The sequence below is a fragment of the Aquabacterium soli genome (assembly GCF_003933735.1).
GTDB lineage: Bacteria > Pseudomonadota > Gammaproteobacteria > Burkholderiales > Burkholderiaceae_C > Aquabacterium > Aquabacterium soli.
This window is the reverse complement of sequence record NZ_RSED01000010.1, coordinates 45,101-64,148: the sequence shown is the minus strand read 5'-3', so window position 1 is coordinate 64,148 and position 19,048 is coordinate 45,101. Positions and strand designations below refer to the sequence as shown.

At 68.0% G+C, this 19,048-nt stretch carries 16 protein-coding genes; 8 read left to right on the top strand and 8 right to left on the bottom strand.

The features are described 5' to 3' along the window. Window positions 1–159: 159 nt before the first annotated feature. Window positions 160–1,602: a cytochrome P450 gene (locus tag EIP75_RS13870; protein WP_125243881.1), complete on the bottom strand. Its 1,443-nt coding sequence runs from the start codon at window positions 1,600–1,602 to the stop codon at window positions 160–162. A 116-nt stretch (window positions 1,603–1,718) separates the two neighbouring features. Between EIP75_RS13870 and EIP75_RS13865 the strand changes: the two genes are divergently transcribed. The 4 genes from EIP75_RS13865 (at window position 1,719) to EIP75_RS13850 (ending at window position 4,648) form a co-directional block, all read left to right on the top strand. After that, window positions 1,719–2,369 (top strand): TetR/AcrR family transcriptional regulator, encoded by a 651-nt coding sequence (locus EIP75_RS13865; RefSeq protein WP_233584857.1) that lies wholly within the window; start codon window positions 1,719–1,721, stop codon window positions 2,367–2,369. A gap of 103 nt (window positions 2,370–2,472) precedes the next feature. After that, window positions 2,473–3,372 (top strand): ParB/RepB/Spo0J family partition protein, encoded by a 900-nt coding sequence (locus EIP75_RS13860; RefSeq protein ID WP_125243880.1) that lies wholly within the window; start codon window positions 2,473–2,475, stop codon window positions 3,370–3,372. A gap of 10 nt (window positions 3,373–3,382) precedes the next feature. Next, on the top strand, window positions 3,383–4,156 hold the full coding sequence (locus EIP75_RS13855) for a class I SAM-dependent methyltransferase (RefSeq protein WP_125243879.1): 774 nt from the start codon (window positions 3,383–3,385) through the stop codon (window positions 4,154–4,156). A 6-nt stretch (window positions 4,157–4,162) separates the two neighbouring features. Continuing rightward, on the top strand, window positions 4,163–4,648 hold the full coding sequence (locus tag EIP75_RS13850; protein WP_125243878.1) for a flavin reductase family protein: 486 nt from the start codon (window positions 4,163–4,165) through the stop codon (window positions 4,646–4,648). A gap of 761 nt (window positions 4,649–5,409) precedes the next feature. Here the strand turns inward: EIP75_RS13850 and EIP75_RS13845 are convergent. Beyond that, on the bottom strand, window positions 5,410–7,575 hold the full coding sequence (locus EIP75_RS13845; RefSeq protein ID WP_125243877.1) for an ATP-binding protein: 2,166 nt from the start codon (window positions 7,573–7,575) through the stop codon (window positions 5,410–5,412). A gap of 173 nt (window positions 7,576–7,748) precedes the next feature. Beyond that, window positions 7,749–8,918, bottom strand: a complete 1,170-nt coding sequence (locus EIP75_RS13840; protein ID WP_158622853.1) for a GGDEF domain-containing protein — start codon at window positions 8,916–8,918, stop codon at window positions 7,749–7,751. Between the two features lie 195 nt (window positions 8,919–9,113). On the opposite strand from EIP75_RS13840, the gene EIP75_RS13835 reads away from it, so the two are divergent. From EIP75_RS13835 to EIP75_RS13825, 3 genes are all read left to right on the top strand, one after another. Further along, window positions 9,114–9,671, top strand: a complete 558-nt coding sequence (locus tag EIP75_RS13835; protein WP_125243875.1) for a cytochrome b — start codon at window positions 9,114–9,116, stop codon at window positions 9,669–9,671. A 150-nt stretch (window positions 9,672–9,821) separates the two neighbouring features. Continuing rightward, on the top strand, window positions 9,822–10,385 hold the full coding sequence (locus EIP75_RS13830) for a YceI family protein (RefSeq protein ID WP_420797169.1): 564 nt from the start codon (window positions 9,822–9,824) through the stop codon (window positions 10,383–10,385). Window positions 10,386–10,498: 113 nt separating this feature from the next. Next, the gene (locus tag EIP75_RS13825) at window positions 10,499–11,080 is read left to right on the top strand and encodes a YceI family protein (protein WP_125243874.1); all 582 of its coding nucleotides are present in this window, start codon (window positions 10,499–10,501) and stop codon (window positions 11,078–11,080) included. On the opposite strand, the gene EIP75_RS13820 is transcribed toward EIP75_RS13825, so the two are convergent. The 5 genes from EIP75_RS13820 to EIP75_RS13795 form a co-directional block, all read right to left on the bottom strand. Further along, complete coding sequence (locus EIP75_RS13820) at window positions 11,070–13,070, bottom strand: ATP-binding protein (protein ID WP_125243873.1); 2,001 nt, start codon at window positions 13,068–13,070, stop codon at window positions 11,070–11,072. The genes EIP75_RS13825 and EIP75_RS13820 overlap by 11 nt on opposite strands. A gap of 123 nt (window positions 13,071–13,193) precedes the next feature. Then, window positions 13,194–14,204: a PEP-CTERM sorting domain-containing protein gene (locus EIP75_RS24590; RefSeq protein ID WP_125243872.1), complete on the bottom strand. Its 1,011-nt coding sequence runs from the start codon at window positions 14,202–14,204 to the stop codon at window positions 13,194–13,196. A 136-nt stretch (window positions 14,205–14,340) separates the two neighbouring features. After that, on the bottom strand, window positions 14,341–15,159 hold the full coding sequence (locus EIP75_RS13810) for an HDOD domain-containing protein (RefSeq protein WP_125243871.1): 819 nt from the start codon (window positions 15,157–15,159) through the stop codon (window positions 14,341–14,343). Between the two features lie 87 nt (window positions 15,160–15,246). Continuing rightward, window positions 15,247–16,386, bottom strand: coding sequence for an AraC family transcriptional regulator (locus EIP75_RS13805; RefSeq protein ID WP_125243870.1), 1,140 nt, complete (start codon window positions 16,384–16,386; stop codon window positions 15,247–15,249). 842 nt (window positions 16,387–17,228) lie between these two features. Next, window positions 17,229–18,422, bottom strand: coding sequence for a class I SAM-dependent rRNA methyltransferase (locus EIP75_RS13795; RefSeq protein ID WP_125243869.1), 1,194 nt, complete (start codon window positions 18,420–18,422; stop codon window positions 17,229–17,231). Between the two features lie 200 nt (window positions 18,423–18,622). Between EIP75_RS13795 and EIP75_RS13790 the strand changes: the two genes are divergently transcribed. Further along, on the top strand, window positions 18,623–19,045 hold the full coding sequence (locus EIP75_RS13790; RefSeq protein WP_125243868.1) for a BON domain-containing protein: 423 nt from the start codon (window positions 18,623–18,625) through the stop codon (window positions 19,043–19,045). Window positions 19,046–19,048 lie beyond the last annotated feature (3 nt).

The window sequence follows — 19,048 nt, the reverse complement described above, 5'->3', positions numbered from 1 at the left end:
TTCAAACGCGGCCATAGGCAATTGCAAGACGCTCGATGGAACGTACCACGCCATCAAACACCACCCGGCCTGCGGCGTCAAGCCAGGCTTGTCCGTGACGGTGTCTGGCGACAGGCCAGCGGCGCTCGGCCAGTGCTGCGCCGCCTGGACAGGGCGGGGTCAGGCCAGGGCGTCCGCATGGGCCGGACGCAGCCGCAAGGTCAGTGGCGAGGGGCCCATCGCGAAGGCCATGGTTTCGACCGCCTCGCCGCCATCGGCGGTCCGCACATCGTCGATTTCAAACGCCGACAGCACCAGCGCCATGGCCATCTTGATCTCCACCAGCGCCAGGTAGCGCCCAGGGCAGATGCGCGGGCCGCTGCCGAAGGGCATGGACAGGCCCTTCGCGGGGTTGGCGTCCGCCAGCCAGCGTTCGGGGCGGAACTCGGCCGCGTGCGCCATGTGCTGGTCGGAGACGCTGTCGTGGCGCATCACGTTCCAGATCAGCGTGCCTTCGGGCACGGCGATGTCGCCGACCACGGTGTCGCGCAGGGCCTCGACGGGCATGAAGGGGGCCACGGGCTTGAGGCGCATGGTCTCGTGGGCGCAGGCCTCCAGGTAGTCCAGCGAGTCGATCAGTTCGGGCGTGAAATCGGCGATGCCACGGGGGGCGGCCCGGCGAACCTCGTCGCGCGCGCGGGCCCGCACGCCGGGATGCCGGTGCAGCAGCCAGATCATCCAGGCCAGGGTATTGGCGGTGGTGTCCTCACCGGCCAGCAGCATGGTCAGCACGTTGCCGGCCACGTCGTCGTCGGTCACGCCGCTGCCCTCCTGCTCGGCGGCCACCAGGAAGGCCTCCAGCAGGTTGGGCGGGGCCTCACGCCGGGCCGGATCCTGCTGCAGGCGCTGGCGGGCCAGGGCCATGAAGCCGGCGATGGCACGGTGCACCTCGGCCACGCTGCGTTCCATCGCGTGGTCGGACGGCAGCTTGAAGGCGCGCCAGTAGGGCACCAGGGCGAACAGGCGGTTGAACAGGGCCGGGAAGATCACGTCCAGGTGGCGCTGGATCACGTCGCCCTCGGCCTCCAGGGTGTTGACCTCCTGCCCGAAGGCCAGGCCGGTGATTGTGTCGACCGTGTAGCGCATCAGGTCGCCCTGCAGGTCGATGGCGCTGCCCTGGGCGGCGGCGCGCTGCCAGCGGGTCTGCAGGTGGTGCAGCACCTTGAGCATCACCGGGAAGTAGGCGCGCACACGCTGCGGCGTGAAGCCGGCCATCACCATGCGGCGCTGGCGGTGCCAGACCTCGCCCTCGGCGTTGAACAGGCCGGGCGTGAGGCGCATGTCGCGCATCTCGCGCGCCAGGCGCCGCGAGCGGCTGAAATCGTGCGGGCGGGCGCGCAGGATCTGCTGCGACAGGCTGTGGTCGGCCACCACCAGGATGGGCGTGGCCATGAAGCGCACCAGGAAGCAGGGGCCGTGCTGCTCGGCCAGCGCCTCCATGTCGCGGTGCACCTGCGGGCGGTCGAACTGCAGGGCATTGCCCACCAGCGGCCAGCCCTTCGGGCCGGGCAGCTCGTCCAGGCGCCTCAGGCGGGCTGTCAGGGTGGGGTTGCGTTCGTCCATGTGCGTCTCCTGCTCAACGTGGTGTGCATCTTGTTCTGAAACTGAATATTATTCAGGTATTGACGCCGTGGCAACTCGCTTGCGGCTCGGCAACTGCTCAGTTTTTGATCGACACCATGGCCCGACCCCGACAGACCACCCCCGCCCAGGAGAAAACCATGCGCAAGGCCCCCGTGCAGGGCCGGGCGCAGCACACCGTGCGGATGATCTTCAAAGCCACTGCTCAGATCATTGAACAGGAGGGGCTGGCCGGCCTGAGCACCAACAAGATCGCCCGTACCGCTGGTTTCTCGGTGGGCACGCTCTACCAGTACTTCCCGAGCAAGGAGGCGGTGCTGCACGCGATGATCGTGGACGAGCGCGAGCGCGTGATGGCCGAGATGCAGGCCGTGCTGGTGGAGGTGATGGCCGGCCGCGAGGAGCCCCTGGAAGGCCTGCGCCTGCGCATCCGCGCGCTGGTGCAGGCCTTCGGGCTGGGCAATTCGCTCAACCGGGCCATCGTGAAGCTGGCCTGGCAGATGGACCATGTGGACACGGTGGCGCAGGCGCAGCGCGAGGGCGCCGAGCACATCGCCATCGCCTGGGCCCAGGTGCAGGCGCGCGAGCCCGGGTTGCGCCCGCCCACGCCAGCCCTGCTGTTCGTGGCCACTCGCGCGGTGATCGGCACCATCCGCGCGGCCTCGCTGGAGAACTCGCCGCTGCTGGGCACCCAGGCCTTCGAGGACGAACTGGTGCGCATGGTGTGGGAGCTGATCCGCGAACATTGAGTCGGCCCGGAAATGCCGATCAGCAAAGGGGTTTGCTACCATCGGCGATTGCGCCTGTGCACCGTCTTGCACGCTGCGCCACCTCTTCCCGACACACCAACCCATGGCCACCAAGAAAACCAAGGGCCTCGGCCTCGGCCTCGAGGCCTTGCTGGGCCCCAAGGTCAGCGACACGCCCGCCGCCGAGTCCCTGCCTGGCGCGCCCACCACCCTGCGCCTGGACCTGATGCAGGCCGGCAAGTACCAGCCCCGCACGCGCATGGACGAGGGCTCGCTGTACGAGCTGGCCGAGAGCATCCGCTCGCAGGGCATCATGCAGCCCATCCTGGTGCGGCCCATCGGCAGTGGGCGCTACGAGATCATCGCCGGTGAGCGCCGCTCGCGCGCGGCCAAGCTGGCCGGCCTGACCGAGGTGCCGGTGCTGGTCAAGGAGGTGCCCGACGAGGCCGCCGCCGTGATGGCGCTGATCGAGAACATCCAGCGCGAAGACCTGAACCCGCTGGAAGAAGCGCAAGGCCTGCAACGCCTGACGCAGGAGTTCGGCCTCACGCACGAGCAGGCTGCGCAGGCCGTGGGCCGCTCCCGCAGCGCCGCCAGCAACCTGCTGCGCCTGCTGAACCTGGCCGATCCGGTGCAATCGATGCTGATGGCCGGCGACATCGACATGGGCCATGCCCGTGCGCTGCTGCCGTTGGACAAGGCTGTGCAGATCACCACCGCGCACGAGATCGCGGGCAAGAAGCTCAACGTGCGCGATGCCGAAAAGCTGGTCGCCAAACTGAGCGGGGCAGGGCGCCAGACGCCGCTGCTGCGCGTCAAGCAGGACAAGTCGCGCGATGTGCTGCGCCTGGAGGAAGAGCTCTCCGACCTGCTGACCGCGCAGGTGGAGATCAACGTCAAGCGGCGCACCAAGCGCGGCGAGCAAGGCGACATCACCATCCAGTTCGGCTCGCTCGACGAGCTCAACGGCCTGATCGACAAGCTGCGCGGGCCGCAAGGCTGAGCCCATGCGCATGGCTGCGCTTGACCGACTGCTGAACCGCAGCTGGCCCTTGCCGGCCTTGCTGACCTGGGTGCTGGCCTGGGCCTTGTGCAAGGCGCTGGACAGTGCCGGCGCGCCGGCCTGGGCCGTGCTGGCGCTGCCCGCGGCGCTGGGCGTGGTGCTGGCGCAATGGCCTGCGGTGGCTGCCACACGCTGGCGGGCGATCTTCGTGGCGGCGGGCTTCCCGGTGTCGGCGGTGGTGACAGGACTGGAGCAGGCGGGCGTGGCCGGCATGGTGGCTCCAGGGTCCTGGACATGGTTGCTGCCGCTGGGCCTGCTGCTGCTGGCCTACCCGGTGCGGGCCTGGCGTGATGCGCCCCTGTTCCCCACGCCCGTCGGTGCACTGGCCGGGCTGGCGCAGCATGCGCCCCTGCCTGCCGGCGCGCAGGTGCTGGACGCCGGCTGCGGCCTGGGCGATGGCCTGCGCGAGCTGCGCCGCGCCTACCCGCAGGCCGTGTTGCACGGCACCGAGTGGAGCTGGCCTTTGACGCTGGCCTGCCGCCTGCGCTGCCCATGGGCGCGCGTGCGGCGGGGCGACATGTGGGCGCAGCCCTGGGGCGATTTCGACCTGGTCTATGTGTTCCAGCGGCCCGAATCCATGCCACAGGCGATCGACAAGGCCCGCCGCGAACTGAAGGCCGGCGCCTGGCTGGTGAGCCTGGAGTTCGAGGCCGTGGGCCTGCAAGCGGTGGCCCGCATCGCCTTGACCCCAACGCGGAGTGTGTGGGTGTACCGGCTACACTGAGGGCGTATGTCAGCCTTTTCCACCGAGGATTTCCGCGCCGCGCTGGGCCAATTCACCACCGGCGTCACCATCGTGACCACGGTGGACGATGAGGGCCGCAAGGTTGGCCTGACGGCCAATTCCTTCAACTCCGTGTCGCTGGCGCCGCCCTTGGTGCTGTGGAGCCTGTCGCGCACGTCGGGCTCCTTGCCCGCCATGAGTGCGTCCAGGCGCTACGCCATCAATGTGCTGGCGGCCGATCAGCGGGTGCTGGCCGAGCGCTTCGCGCGCAAGGGCATCGACCGCTTCGAGGGGGTGTCGTGGCGGCCTGGGTTGAGCGGTGCGCCGCTGATCGATGGGGCCGTGGCGAGCTTCGAATGCGACAACCGGAGTCAGCATGAGGCGGGGGACCACATCATCTTCGTGGGTGAGGTGACGCATTGCCGCCGGCGTGTGGGGGCGGTGCCGCTGGTGTTCCACGGTGGGCGGTTCTTCAGCGGGTTGGCGCTTTAACGCTTCCTTGGCCTGCGTTTGTTCTGGCGCTTTGGCGTGAGAGCGCGGGGCGGGGTCTGAGGGGGACTCTGGCCGGGCTTCAATGTTGGCGGTCCCGCCTGCGGCGTGACTGCTCTGCGGTGCTCGTACGGGACAGGTGGCTGCGCAACTCGGCCCTGCGGGCCTCAAACATGCTCGCCATCCCCTCGCTTCGCGAGGGGCAGACCTGTCCCTCCCTGCGCGCCTGCGACGCCAACAAGGCGCCCGTCCAGAGTCCCCCTCAGCCCTTTGATGCCCCGCTCGCCGCATGCANGCCAACAAGGCGCCCGTCCAGAGTCCCCCTCAGCCCTTTGATGCCCCGCTCGCCGCATGCAGAGGGGGTTGTCCTTTGCCTTGCTCGGGCTGGCGTCTGCCCAAAGTGCTTTGCCACGGGCCTGATGTTTCGCGCCCACAGTGCACTGGCACCGGCCTTCTTCGCACGCGACCAGCGGGGCACAAAAGGGATGTGGGGGCCGACGGCCGGGCGCCTTGTTGGCGCCGAGCAGCGCAACGGCAAGGTGGGCATGTGCGCAGCACATGCTTCGTTGACTGACTGGCCGCAGCTGTTTGAGCGAAAGGCCCACGGGGCCTGTAGCGAGTTCTGCGGCCCCACCTTGCCGTGAGCAGCACAGGGCAGTTTCGCCGAGGGCGAAACCGCCAACAATGAAGCCCGGACGGCTGCCCCCACATCCCGTGCCCCGCGCTGCCACGACAAAGCGCACTGCCCGTCGAAGCACGAAGCACTACCCCGCCTCAGCCTCCTGCGGACTGAACGAATCCAGCAGCTTCAGCAGCCGAGCCACATCCAGCGGCTTGGTCAGGTAGTCAAGGAACCCTCGCTCCTTCGCCGCCCGCAACTGATCCGGCATCACATCCGCCGACAGCGCCACCTTGGGCAACCCCATCGTGTGTGCATGCTGCGCCAGCGTGTCGGCCACATCCAGTCCCGTCATGTCACCCAGGTGCATGTCCAGCAGCAGCAGATCCGGCGGCGATGCCATCGCCATCTCGATCGCCTCGGCGCCGCACAGCGCCACATCCAGGTGCCAGTTGGGCCGCATGCGCATCACCTGGCGCACCAGCTCCACATTGACCACGTTGTCCTCGGCATAGAGCACGGTCAGGTGCTCATCGGCATCAACGCCCAGGCCTGCCAGTTCACCAAAACCGCTGCGCGTGCCGGTGCGGTCATCGGCCCGCACCGGGCTGGCCGCCCAGGGCAGGGCCACGCGGAACACCGAACCCTGGCCCAGCACGCTGCTGACCTCGATGCGGCCATGCATCAGCGCCGCCAGGCGCTGCACGATCACCAGGCCGATGCCCGTGCCCTCCACGCCCGAGCGCTCGGCGCCCAGGCGGTTGAAGGGCTCGAACAGGTGGGCCTGCTGCTCGGGACTCAGGCCCAGGCCGGTGTCGTGCACGGAGATCAGCACGTGCGGCTTGAGCACCTGCACCTCGACGCGCACCTGGCCTTCGGGCCGGTTGTACTTGACGGCGTTGCTCAGCAGGTTGACCAGGATCTGGCGCAGGCGCAGCGGGTCGGCGCGCACGTGCAGATGGGCATCGATCGGTGTCTGCATCAGCTGCACACCCTGCTGTTGCGCCTGCGTGCCAACCATGGTGGCGGCCTCGCGCACCACCTCGGCCACCGGCAGCGCCTCAAGCGACAGCGGCAGCGCACCGGCCTCGATGCGGGACAGATCGAGCACGTCGGTCAGCATGGCCAGCAGGTGGGCGCCGGCCTGCTCGATGTGGCGCACCTTCTGCTTCTGCGGATCATTGAGCGGGTGGCGCGGATCGACGCGCAGCAGCTGCGCGAAGCCCAGCATGGCGTTGAGCGGCGTGCGCAGCTCGTGGCTCATGCGCGAGAGGAACTCGGTCTTGGCCTTGCTGGCGCGCTCGGCGGTCTGGGCGCTGAGGATGGCCTCCTGGTAGCGGCGGCGCTCGGAAATGTCCTCGATGACAGAGACGAAATGGCTGGGGCGCCCGGCCTCGTCGCGTGTCAGCACCGCATTGAGCTGCACCCACACGTGGCCGCCGCTGGGGCACAGGTAGCGCTTTTCCATGGTGTAGCGGTCCTGGTGGCCCTGCAAGGTGGCCTCCAGCAGCGCGGTGTGCACGGTCAGGTCGTCGGCGTGGGTGAAATCCTGCACGCTCAGGCCGAGCAGCTCGTGGCGGGTGCGCTGGCAGATGTCGGCAAAGCGCTGGTTCACATCGAGCAGCTGGCCATCGATGGCCACGCGGGCGATGCCCACGCCGGCGGTCTCGAAGATCTGCTGGTAGTAGGCCTCGTTGCGCTTGAGGGTGTCCTGCGCGGCGGTCTGGGCCTGCAGGGCCTCACGCTGGCCGCGCTCGAGTTCGATGGCGCCCACGATGCTGGCCAGCATGTCCACGGCCGGCTGCAGGGCCTGGGCCAGGGCCTGGTCGAAGCCGCCCTGGCGGTTGGCCAGGCCCAGCATGCCGACCAGCTTGCCGCCATGGCGCAGCGGAAGGCCCAGGAAGTTCTGGATGGTGGGATAGCCGGGCGGGGTGTGGCTGCAGCCGGGCGGATCCGCCGGGGGCTGGTTGTCGATCAGGGTCTGGCCGGTGCTGAGGACCTGGCCGAACAGGGTGTCCACATCGCGGAACACCAGGCGGGCGGGCTCGACCGCACGGATCATGGAAGCCGATGCGCTGGCCTGCCAGTCGATGCTCTGCAAGGTGAAGACCTGCACATGGCGGCCCGGAGCGGCCGCACTGGCGGGCAGGCCGATGAATCCGAGTGCGCTGCCGGTGTAGGCCAGCAGGTCGGGCAGCAGGGTCTCGAAGAGGTCTGCGGAGGACGCCCCACGCACGTACCCGGCACTGAGCTGCTGGACCAACTCGGAAAGGGACGGGGACGGCGGTACTGCGGGAGGGGAACTCGGCATCTCTGATCAGACCAAGCAGCCCACCCGTTTCACGCGTTGATTGTTGTGGCGCGTGCCTCTCCTCGCGGCTGCAGGACGGGGTGGTGCGTCCTCAGCGGTTTTCTACTGTGGCACAAGTCGGTAGGTCACAACAAGCTGTTCACCATCTGTTTCATGTGCATTTAAGAAGGATTTCAGGCCACGGCGGCGGGCTGTCCGCTCTCGTGGTGCTGGTGTCCGCTTACGCTGCCATCGACGGCCACGGTGCGGTCGCGGCCACCATGCTTGGCGGCGTACAAGGCGCGGTCGGCACGCTCGATGCAGGCGTGCAGAGGTTCGCTCAGGGCGTAGTCGGTCAGGCCGGCCGAGAAGGTAGGGCGAAGCTCGGGCAGGCGTTCGACCAGCAGGGTCTTCTGCAGGTGCTCGCGCAGGCGCTCCAGGCCGATGGCGGCGGCGCCCGTCTGCGTGTCGTTGAGCAGCACCAGGAACTCTTCGCCACCCCAGCGGGCCACCACGTCGGTCTCGCGCATCACGCTGGCGGCGGCCTGGGCGAAGTTGCGCAGCACCTCGTCGCCCACGTTGTGGCCGTAGGTGTCGTTGATGCGCTTGAAGAAGTCGATGTCCAGGATGGCCAGGCAGAAGCGGTGGTGGCCGGAGCGGTTCAGGCGCTTCTGGTGCTGGTTGAGCACGTCCATCATGTGGCGGCGGTTGTACAGGCCGGTGAGTTCGTCGCGTGTGGCCAGCACCTGGATGCGGTTGAGCGCCTGCGTCAGCTCTTCCTTCTGGTTCTGCAGCTTGGCGCGCAGGTTGGACAACTGGGCCGCCAGTGAAGAGATGGTCGGCACGATGGCGGCCACCAGCACGAAGTGCGCGATCTCCAGGTGGATGGGGTAGTAGACGGGCTCGGACACCGACTTGATCAGCATGGTCAGGCCCATCAGCAGCACGGTGTAGATGCCGGCCAGCTTGGCGTCGGGCGCCTTCATGTTGAAGATGCCGAACACCAGCACCAGCGCCAGCAGCATCAGGGTGGAGCCATGCACCGGGCCGGTCACGGCATAGGCGCCCGCGATCACCGTGAGCGCCGACAGGATCTGCGGCAGGGTGAGGGCCGGATCGGCGAAGCGCACGTTGACGCCCGAGCGCAGCACGCCGTACCAGAACAGCACGTTCAGTGCGATCAGGCCCGACAGCAGGGCGGCATCGCCCCAGTGCATGAAGCCGATGACGCAGGCATAGCCCTGCAAGGCGACGCAGATCAGGTAGACACTGGCGGCCATCAGCGAGCGGTAGATCCGCAGCCGCTGCTTGGGCTCGGTGCCCAGCAACAGGTCGCCGGTGCGCGTGAAGAACGAAGATTTCATGGGGACCTTCCTGTGGGGAATGGCGCGGCGATGGCGCACGTCATCGGCCGCTGTTCGGGATTTCGGCACAATGGGTCCAGGCTGTAGCCCTGTGCATGCTTCAAATCCATTGAACAGACCCGACAAGGCCATGCAACCTTGGCGAATGGTTTTTCACTAACCTTGCAGACATCGAGCCTCGCAAAGGAAATCCCCATGAGCCTGCCATCCTCCAAGCGCTACACGCGCACAGCCATGTTGCTGCATTGGGTGCTGGCCGTGGCCATCCTCGGCACCTTCGCCGTGGGCCTTTATGTGGGAGATTTGCCGTTTTCGCTGCGCAAGTTGCAACTGATCAATTGGCACAAATGGGCTGGCGTGACCATCCTGGTGCTGTCGGTGGCGCGCCTGCTGTGGCGCGTGACGCACCGGCCTCCGGGTTTGCCCGCGGCCATCGACCTGGCCATGCCGGGCTGGCAGAAGGCGGCCTACCACGCCACCCACCACCTGCTGTACCTGCTGTTCTTTATCGTGCCGGTGGCGGGCTGGACCTACAGCTCGGCCAAGGGCTTCCCGGTGGTGTGGTTCGGCGTGCTGCGCCTGCCGGACCTGGTGGCCAAAGATGATGGCCTGGCCAAGCTGCTGTGGACCGTGCATGAGTGGTCTGCCTACGCCCTGATCGCCCTGGTGGCCCTGCACGTGGCCGCCGCGCTGAAACACCATGTCATTGACCGGGACGGCCTGCTCGAACGCATGCTGCCCGGCCGTGGTTGAACGATGATGCCCCGCAACAAGGAGAACTTCGTGATCCGTACCCCAGTTCAAAAGGCCCGCGCCCTGCGCCTGCAAGAAGCCTCTTCCTCCAAGCGCACGCTGCGCATCGGCCTGGCCGCCCTGGCCCTCGCCGGCGGTGCCCTGTTCGCCCTGAGCCTGCAGCCGGCCCATGCGGCCACGCCGGTGGCCAAGACGGCGCCCGCCGCCGCGCCGGCCGCTGCCAAGCTGGTGCCCGCGGGCAGTGAAGTCACCTTCACCGCCACGCAGATCGGCGTGCCACTGCAGGGCAGCTTCAAGCGTTTCGATGCGCAGATCGCACTGGACCCGAAGCAGCCGCAGGCCGGCAAGGTGGCCTTCGGCATCGAGCTGGGCAGCGTGTCCATCAACGCCGAGACCGATGGCGAACTGGCCAAGGCCCCGTGGTTCAACACGGCCAAGTTCCCCAAGGCCACCTTCACGTCCACGGCCATCAAGGGCCTGGGTGGCGGGCGCTTCGAGGTGGCCGGCACCTTGAGCATCAAGGGCCAGGCCAAGCCGGTGGTGGTGCCCGTCACGCTCACGCAGGCCGGCGCCAACACCACGGCCACGGGCACGCTCACCCTCAAGCGGCTTGATTTCAAGATCGGCGAAGGCGAATGGACCGACACCTCGGTCGTGGCCAACGACGTGCAGGTGCGCTTCAAGCTGCAGCTGCAGGGCCTGGGCCCGCTTTGATGCTTCGTTGATTTTCCGGCGGCCACGTGCCGCCAACCTGTTCCCTTCCGTGGCGCCGTTGCGGCCAGCCCGATCCTTCCCCTCACCCCGTCCTTTTCACCAGGAGCCTCACAATGACACGCACCCCGATCCTGTCTGCCTTGACCGCCGCCGTGCTGGCCGCTGCTTTCGGCGCCGCCCAGGCCGCCCCCGCGACCTACAAGATCGACCCCACCCACACCTTCGTGACCTTCGAGGCCAAGCACTTCGGCACCTCGACCAACCGCGGCCGCTTCGACAAAAAGGCCGGCACCGTGACGCTGGACAAGGCCGCCAAGACCGGCAAGGCCGAGATCACCATCGAGACCGGCTCCATCAACACCGGCACCGGCCCCTTCGACGGCCACCTCAAGGGCAAGGATTTCCTGAGCGCCGAGGCCTTCCCGACCGCCACCTTCGTGAGCGACCAGTTCAAGTTCGATGGCGACAAGGTCACCGAAGTGGTCGGCAAGCTCACCCTGCTGGGCAAGACCCAGCCCGTCACGCTCAAGGCCACCAGCTTCAACTGCTACGACAACCCCATGCTCAAGCGTGAGGTGTGCGGCGGCGACTTCGAGACCACGATCAAGCGCAGCGAATACGGCATCACCTACGGCCTGCCGGGCATCCCCGACGAGATCAAGCTGGACATCCAGATCGAAGCCGTCAAGCAGTGACGCTCTGGCGGGGGTGCAGGTGTCGAACCAGCACCGCCCGCAGCTCTTCCTGCCGGAAGGGCTTGGCCAGGTGATCGTCCATGCCGGCCGCGGCGCAACGCCGGCGGTCCTGCGGCATGGCATTGGCCGTGAGGGCGATCACCGGCACATTGGGACTGCCGATCGAATCCTCGTGGGCACGCAGGCGCCGCGTGGTCTCCACGCCGTCGAGCACGGGCATCTGGCAGTCCATCAGGACCAGGTCGAACTCATGCGGCCCGGGCACGAGCAGGCTCAGCGCCTGCTGCCCGTCGGTCACCAGCGTCACGTCCAGGCCCAGCTGGCTCATGCCGGCTTGCGCCACCAGGGCGTTGACGGGGTTGTCTTCCACCAGCAGCACGCGCCCTTGCAGTGACAGGGGCGGCAGCGGGCCTTGCGGCGCGTCGTCCAGGCCCCCCGGCCGGGTGATCGGCGGCGCCTGGCGGGTGTCCACTGTCGTGGCCTGGGCGGGCTGCGTGTCCAGGTCGTCGTGGGCCGTGGGGCCGGCGGTCCAGGTGGGCAGCACCTCGGCCCTGGCATCGCCAGCGGCCTGGGGCAGGGGCACGCCCAGCGTGAACACCGAGCCCTTGCCGGGCGCGCTCTGGCAGGTGATGTCGCCGCCCATGGCCCGGGCGATCTCGCGCGAGATGGTCAGGCCCAGGCCGGTGCCCTGGTGGCGGCGGCCGAAGCTGTTGTCCAGCTGCTGGAAGGCCTCGAAGATGCGGTCGATCTGGTCGGGCGGGATGCCCACGCCGGTGTCGGCGATCTCGAAGCCGATGCGGATCTGCGTGGGATCATCACCCGCAGGGCCGGGCACGGGCAGCCCGCTGCCCATGTCGATGCCGACGCGCCGGGCCACCGTCAGGCGCACCTCGCCGGTCTCCGTGAACTTGATGGCGTTGCCCAGCAGGTTGTAGAGCACCTGGCGCAGCCGGGCCGGGTCGCCCTCGACCAGGCAGGGGCGGGGCAGGCGCACGTCCTCGATCAGCGGCAGCCCGCGGCCGGCGGCCGTGACGCGCGACAGGCCCAGCACGTCGTCGAGCACCTGGCGCAGGTCGAACACGCTGCGGTCGATGGCCAGCTTGCCGGCCTCGATGCGGGAAAAATCGAGCACGTCGCTGATCAGCGAGAGCAGGTGTTCGCCCGAGCGCTGGATCAGGGCCGCGTGCTGGCGCGCATCGCCGAGCACGCCGGGGCGCGGCGGCAGGCGCTGCTGGATCAGTTGCGACAGGCCCAGGATGCCGTGCAGCGGCGTGCGCATCTCGTGGCTCATGGTGGCTAGGAACTGGTCCTTCACGGCGCTGTGGCGCTGGGCCAGCTTGAGCGCGTCGGCGCGCTCCTGCGCGATGCGGTCGGTGGTGAAGCGCAGCCACAGCAGCTCGCTGATGCGCCGCTCGGCGCGCCGACTTTCGCTGAGCATCACCACCACCAGGCTGATGATGCCGACGGCGCCGAACAGGCCGTAGGTGTCCATGCGCGTGAGCAGCATCAGCGCGGCCGGCAGCATCAGAGGCACGTTCATCGCCAGGTTGGGCGCCACGTGGGCCTGCAGGGCGAAGGTGGATATGGAGCCTGCACCGATCAGCGTGGCCACGACCACGGCCACGGTGACCATGTCCTGCACCGGCATCAGGATCACGCCGGCCAGGCCCCAGCAGGCCCCATGCAGTGCCACGGCCATCACGAAGGTGCGCAGCCAGCGCGGATCGTCCCGGTCTTCGGCGCGGCGGTAGGCGCGGTCGTTGAACAGACGCACGCCACCGGCGGCCAGGCACAGCACGGCCCAGAGCATGGCCGTGGGCCAGCCGACGGAGGGCCCCATGATCATGGCAAGGGCCAGCGAGAACGCCGAACTCATGCCCACCATCAGCACGGTCGGGGCGTAAAGCATCCGCACCCGCTCGGCATTGATCTGGCGGACCAGTTGGGGATCGTCGGGGGACAGCCGGGAAGAGGGATGGAATAGGGACATGAAGCGGTGAGCGGCGGCCTCTCGGGCCGTCGCTCAGGTATCGGCGAAAACGCGTACCGCTTGAATCCGGAGAGTCCCCAGGCCGTGTCCGGAAAGACGATTTGACCTGGGGATGAGGGGGGATCAGGCCCCCTGGCGGCGTCGGGCCAGGGCGACACCGGCCAGGCCCAGACCCATCAGGGCCCATGTGCCGGGTTCGGGCACGGGCACGGTGAAGGTGCCTTGCATCATGGCTACTGCGATGGAGCTGGTGCTCAGGGTGAAACCGACGGTGGTGCCGGTGGTGCCCAGGTTCCAGTAGTCCACCAGGAAATCCTGGGTGCGGCTTTGCCCCGATGTGGGTGACGCGAAGCCGCCCGGCCCGACCTCTTCGGACAGCGAGCTGCCAAGTGAGAAGGAGGTGGCGTGGGAGGTGACCCCGCCGTTGTTCCCGAGCGTCGTGTTCTGCAATTCGATGTTGATGCTGGCACTACCGGCCAGGTAGCCGTAGCTGTTGATCGGAGGCAGTGCGGAGGTGCCGATCTCGGCGTGGACCCCTGCGATGAAGGCGTCATAGGCTTGCAGGTCCAGCAGCACGTTCGTGCTGGCCGTGCCTTCGAAGACGATGCCCGTGTTCGCGCCGAGTTCTATGGTGAAGGTGGGATCGGTGCCGACCCAGCCGGGAGCGCCCAGCTGCACCTCGCCGGAGCGGCTCACGAGCTCCTGGTAGACATACAGGTCATAGTCGGTGCCCATGCTGCCGCCGGGAAACTGGTTGACCAGCACGGGGCCGTTGCCGACGGCGGTGTTGGCCATGGTCGTGATGGTGTCGCCAGCGATGCCGGCGCCATAGCCCACGCCGGACTGGTTGGCAATGGGCAAGGGCAGGCCCAGGCCGCTCAGCGGTGTGTTGATGTCCACGTCCGGAGGGCCGTCGGCGAAGCTGCTGGTCACGTGGACAAGGCCTGCGCCCTGGAGGGTGGCGGAGGGCGCGATGCCGTCGGTGGGATCCAGGTCGATCAGCCGGTAGCGCAGGTTGGTGATGGATGCGCTGGCGCTGCTGTAGGTGTCCGCGATGGCGATGGCAGGGGCCATGCCCAGCAAGGCGATCAGTGATGCGGCCAGCGTCAGGCGCGGTTGTGCGGCGATGCGCATGGGTTCCTCCGTGATGTGTTGAATGCGTCACGAAGTGTCACCAGATGTCCATGCGCGGTCAACCGCCTTTTTGGTGACGCCGCCACGAAATCCGGCCAGGATCCCCGCGAGAAAGGGGGATCCGGTTGCGCCTGCCTCACGGCATGTTCAGCCGCTCGCAGACCCGCGTGGTGGCCAGCTGGAAGGCCTCGAAATGCAGGCCGACCTGCCCGGCCACGGGCTCGAGCTCGGCCCAGACGGCCTTGGGGTCGGCTGCGCGGGCCGGGTCGAGCAGCAGGGCGTCGATGGCGGCGCCGATGGTGAGCAACTGGCGCACGGTGGGGCGTTCGTAGGTCCACTGGCTGGGGGCCTGGGTGCGGCTGCGCACCCCATCGGCCACCTCGCGTGACAGGCCCCAGGCCTTGCACAGCGCAGCGCCGAAAGCGGCATGACTCACACCGAAGGTTTCGATCTCCAGGGCGCCGAGCTGCGATTCGTCGGGGGGCGACTTGATGTGCGCGGCATAGACGGACGAGTCGTAGGCGATCAGCACCGCGCGGCCGGTCTCGGCGAACAGGCCCATGGTGTGGGCCAGCCAGGGGTCGACATCGAGCTGGCGGGCGACGCGGCCCATGGCCAGGCCGCGGATGCCGGCGCGGTCCCACAGTTGTTGCAGCAGGGGCGTGGGCGGGAAGGCACCGCGCAGGCCGATCTCATACGTGAGGCCGGCGACCTGCGCCATGCCCAGGTAGCGGATGGCCTCGTGCACGGTTTCGACGCGCTTGAGCAGGCCGAACAGGGCCGAGTTGACGGTGCGCACCACGGCCGAGGCCAGCGCCATGTCGGTCTCGATCAGGGCGGCGATCTGGGCCATGGAGCTGTCATCGTCGGCCATCATCAGCGACAGCTTGACCAGCGTGGCGGGGCACGCGGGCAGGTCGATGTTCAGCTCCCGGAGTTTGGGGTCGATGCTCATGAGGGCAGTCTAGAGTGTTCTGCCCTGTTTTCAAATACAAAAAAAGGCGGGACTTGCCCGCCTTGATGTGTGCAATCTGCACGGTTGTCAGGCCGCGTCGGCCTCTGCGTCGTTGCTGCTGGCGGCCTCGTGGCCGGGCGGCGTGATCACCAGGGTGCGGAAGGCCGAAGCCCGCGTGGCCGAGGTGCGCAGGCCCTGCTGGCGGCGGTACTCGCTGGGCGGCACGCCCTTCCAGCGGCGGAAGGCCTCAATGAAGGTGGTGACGTCGGCATAGCCCAGGCGCTGGGCGATCTCGGCGTGTGTCAGGCGCGCATTGGCCATCAGCTCGGTGGCCAGGGTGCTGCGCACTTCTTCGAGCAGGGCGCGGAAGGTGGCGCCTTCGGCCGTCAGGTGGCGGCGCAGCGTGCGCGAGGTCATGTGCATCTCGGAGGAGATCTCTTCCATGTCCGGGATGTGGCCTGGGGTGCGCAGCAGGCGGTCGCGCACAGCGGCGGCCACGCCGGTGCGGCTGCTGCGGGCCTCGACCAGCTTGCGGCACATCTCTTCGCACAGGCGGGCCGTGTGAGGCTCGGCCTGGGGCAGGGGCTCGCTCATCAGGGCGACCGGGAAGATGCTGCGGTGCTGCTGGCAGCCGAAGATGGGGCGGATGCCGACCCAGTCGGTGTAGCGCGCGGCCATGCCGGGCTCGGGCTCCGAGTGCTTCATCTCGAAGGCGGTGTAGCTCAGCGGGCGGCCCAGGATCTCGCGCTGCAGCACGGTGATGGCGGCGCGGTCACGGTCGATGATGAACTGGCGCACGTCGGGCGGCAGGTGCTCGTCCATGTGCGTGATGATGATCTGGTCACCCTCTTGCACGGCCACGTTGCGCGTGAGCGAGAAGGTCTGGTTGAGCATGCGGCGCGTCAGGTGGATGGCGTCGCCCAGGGTGGGGCTGCTCAGCACCGCGTAGCCCCACAGGCCGTAGGTGGTCAGGCGGTAGCGTTGTCCGGCTTCCAGGCCCAGTTCGGGCGGGTGGCCCAGGGTGGAAAGCAGGTTGCGGATGAGCTGGATTTCCTGCGTGGCCTCGATCTCGGCCTTCGGGTCGTCGAGCATCTGGCGGGTGATGCCGGTCTGCTGCAGGAGGGCATCGAGTCCGGCGCCTTTGTCCAGGCCAAGTTGAACGAGGACGCGGGCAGTGGCGATGCCGCGGCGGAAATCCCACGGGGGCAGCTTGTGACTGGTGGACATGTACTTCCTTGGGCTGGCCGAGGGGGTGACTGGTTTGGTGGTTCCCCGGCTCAGGTCCAATTCATTATGTCCGTAAACAAAAAATGGGTGTCCGCAAACGCGTCCTAAACCGGCAGGATTTGTAGGACTTTCTGCCGATGCTTGTAATTTTTGTGCAAACGTATTGATGGGTGGAATGGGGGTTCTGCGGTGCGGGATGTTTGTCTGACTTTGCTGCTGTTTGAGCGCTTTTTCGAGGCACCGCGGGGCGGGGTCTGAGTGGGCCTGTGTCCGGGCTTCTTTGTTGTCGGTCACGCCTTCGGCGTGACTGCCTTGCGCTGCTCAGCGCCAACAAGGCGCCCGGCCGCAGGCCCACTCAGCCCTTGATGCCCCGCTGGTGGCATGCGCAGGTTGCTGCGTGCCGAGGCCGGCGCGAACGCCTATCTGTCCGCATGCGGGGGGCCTATGCATGCTTGAGCAAGGCGAAAAGGGGCTGGGGCGGTGGCTGGCTGGGCGCCTTGTTGGCGTCGGAGGCGCGCAGGGAAGGGCAGGTTTGCCCCTGGCCGCAGGCCAGGGGATGGCGAGCATGTTTGAGCCCTGAAAGGGCGAGTTGCGCAGCCACCTGTCCTGGACGAGCACCGCAGAGCAGTCACGCCGAAGGCGGGACCGCCAACATTGAAGCCCGGCCAGACATCGACCCAGCCCCCGCCTTGCGTTCTCACGCCAAGACGATCAACGCACCGCATCGCATCGCATCGCATCGCATCGCATCGCATCGCATCGCATCGCATCGCATCGCATCGCATCGCATCGCATCGCATCGCATCGCATCGCATCGCATCTCATTGGCATTGCAATGCAGTTCAACGCCGAACGATCGCCAGCCCCTTGAGGTATTCACCCTCCGGGTAATAGAGCGTGGTCGGATGATCCGGCGAAGCCTCCAGCCGCTTGACCAGGTAGCCATCCACCTGCGCATCCATGCCCGCCCCCGCCACGATCTTCTGGAACAGCTCTGCCCCGATCCCGCCAGAGCACGAGTAGGTCATCAACAAACCTCCGGGGTTCAAGAGCTTGAGCGCCAACCGGTTGATGTCCTTGTACGCCCGGGACGCCCGGTCCGCATGCGCGGCGCTGGGCGCGAACTTCGGCGGGTCCAGCACGATGGCGTCGAAGCGGCGGTCTTCGGCCAGGAACTGGCGCAGCGCGCCATTCACGTCGGCATCGAGCGCCGTGTGGCGATCAGCCTCGAAACCGTTGAGCGTGACGTGCGCGCTGGCACGGGCCAGCGCCGGCGCGGACGAGTCCACGCTGGTCACATGCTCGGCCCCGCCGGCGAGCGCCGCCACGCTGAAGCCGCCCGTGTAGCTGTAGCAGTTCAGCGCGGTCTTCAGGCCCATCTGGCGGACCAGGTCGGCGAACAGCTTGCGGTTGTCGCGCTGGTCCAGGTAGTAGCCGGTCTTGTGGCCCTCGGCCACGTCCAGCGTCAGGCGCCAGCCGTGCTCACGGATGGTCACCTCGGTGGCCGGTGCGCCGCTGGCGGGGGTGCGCAGCCAGCCGGTCACCTGCTCCAGGCCCTCCATCTGGCGCACGGCCGCATCGGAGCGTTCGTACAGGGCCTGGCAGCCGGTGGCGGCCAGCAGCGCATCGGCGATGACCTGCTTGAAACGGTCGATGCCGGCGCTCAGGAACTGGGCGCTGAGCAGGTCGCCATAGCGGTCGACGACCAGGCCGGGCAGGCCGTCGGCCTCGCCGTGGATCAGGCGCACGCCATCGCTGTCAATGCCCAGGCGGCCGCGCAGGGCCAGGGCCGCCTCGATGCGGCGCGTAAAAAGGGCCGCGTCGATGCGCTCGGCCTCGTCGAATGACCAGGCCCGCACGCGCAGTTGCGAGTTGGGGCTGTAGGCGCCCCAAGCCAGGAAGCGGCCGTCGTGCGACTCGACGCGGACGGTTTCGCCGAGATCGGCCTTGCCTTTGGCCACGGAGCCCTGGAAGACCCAGGGATGGCGGCGCAGCAGGGAGCGTTCCTTGCCGTCGCGCACGGTGATGGTTTTCATGGGCGTGATTGTCGCCGCTGACGTGCGGCTTGTCGGCGGCCCCCCACACTGCAATCGGCGTTCGTCCACTGGCCGTGAAGGGGCGCAGGCCTTACCTTGCGGCAAGGTCGGCGATGATGCTGCACTGCGTCAAGGCTCAGTGCAGGGAGATCGACCCAGGAAGGGCTTGTGATCGCCCCCCGGGCGGACAGGAGACGGACATGTTCCCACGAACGACGCGTTGGTTGCCAGCCATGGTGATGCTGGCCGGTGGCTTGAGTGCCTGTGACCGGCATGCGCCGCAGCGGGTTGCCGCGCACGAGGACGGCGCCCCCCCGGCCCTGGACCTGGCCATCGCGCGGGCGGACGAGGCCGGCCTGCGCCTGACCGATGGCCGGCGTCAGGACGCGGCCGAGATGCAGGCGTCCATGCAGGACGCGGCCATCACCGCACGGGTGAACGCGGCCCTGATGTCCGACAGCCAGTTGAGCGGCCTGCGCATCGAGGTGCAGACCCAGAACGGCACCGTCACCCTGCGTGGCAGCGCGCCGGATGCCCTGGTGATTGCACGCGCCACCGAGCTGGCCAGCGCCGTGGAAGGCGTGAGCAGCGTGGTCAACGAGATCAAGGTGTCGACCACCTGATGT

Excerpts from the sequence above, each read along its gene's own strand:
- EIP75_RS13860 (WP_125243880.1), top strand. The coding sequence starts at position 2,473 with ATGGCCACCAAGAAAACCAAGGGCCTCGGCCTCGGCCTCGAGGCCTTG.
- EIP75_RS13855 (WP_125243879.1), top strand. The coding sequence starts at position 3,383 with ATGGCTGCGCTTGACCGACTGCTGAACCGCAGCTGGCCCTTGCCGGCC.
- EIP75_RS13835 (WP_125243875.1), top strand. The coding sequence starts at position 9,114 with ATGAGCCTGCCATCCTCCAAGCGCTACACGCGCACAGCCATGTTGCTG.
- EIP75_RS13840 (WP_158622853.1), bottom strand. The coding sequence starts at position 8,918 with ATGAAATCTTCGTTCTTCACGCGCACCGGCGACCTGTTGCTGGGCACC.
- EIP75_RS13870 (WP_125243881.1), bottom strand. The coding sequence starts at position 1,602 with ATGGACGAACGCAACCCCACCCTGACAGCCCGCCTGAGGCGCCTGGAC.
- EIP75_RS13850 (WP_125243878.1), top strand. The coding sequence starts at position 4,163 with ATGTCAGCCTTTTCCACCGAGGATTTCCGCGCCGCGCTGGGCCAATTC.
- EIP75_RS13810 (WP_125243871.1), bottom strand. The coding sequence starts at position 15,159 with ATGAGCATCGACCCCAAACTCCGGGAGCTGAACATCGACCTGCCCGCG.
- EIP75_RS24590 (WP_125243872.1), bottom strand. The coding sequence starts at position 14,204 with ATGCGCATCGCCGCACAACCGCGCCTGACGCTGGCCGCATCACTGATC.
- EIP75_RS13865 (WP_233584857.1), top strand. The coding sequence starts at position 1,719 with ATGGCCCGACCCCGACAGACCACCCCCGCCCAGGAGAAAACCATGCGC.
- EIP75_RS13825 (WP_125243874.1), top strand. The coding sequence starts at position 10,499 with ATGACACGCACCCCGATCCTGTCTGCCTTGACCGCCGCCGTGCTGGCC.
- EIP75_RS13845 (WP_125243877.1), bottom strand. The coding sequence starts at position 7,575 with ATGCCGAGTTCCCCTCCCGCAGTACCGCCGTCCCCGTCCCTTTCCGAG.
- EIP75_RS13795 (WP_125243869.1), bottom strand. The coding sequence starts at position 18,422 with ATGAAAACCATCACCGTGCGCGACGGCAAGGAACGCTCCCTGCTGCGC.
- EIP75_RS13820 (WP_125243873.1), bottom strand. The coding sequence starts at position 13,070 with ATGTCCCTATTCCATCCCTCTTCCCGGCTGTCCCCCGACGATCCCCAA.
- EIP75_RS13790 (WP_125243868.1), top strand. The coding sequence starts at position 18,623 with ATGTTCCCACGAACGACGCGTTGGTTGCCAGCCATGGTGATGCTGGCC.
- EIP75_RS13805 (WP_125243870.1), bottom strand. The coding sequence starts at position 16,386 with ATGTCCACCAGTCACAAGCTGCCCCCGTGGGATTTCCGCCGCGGCATC.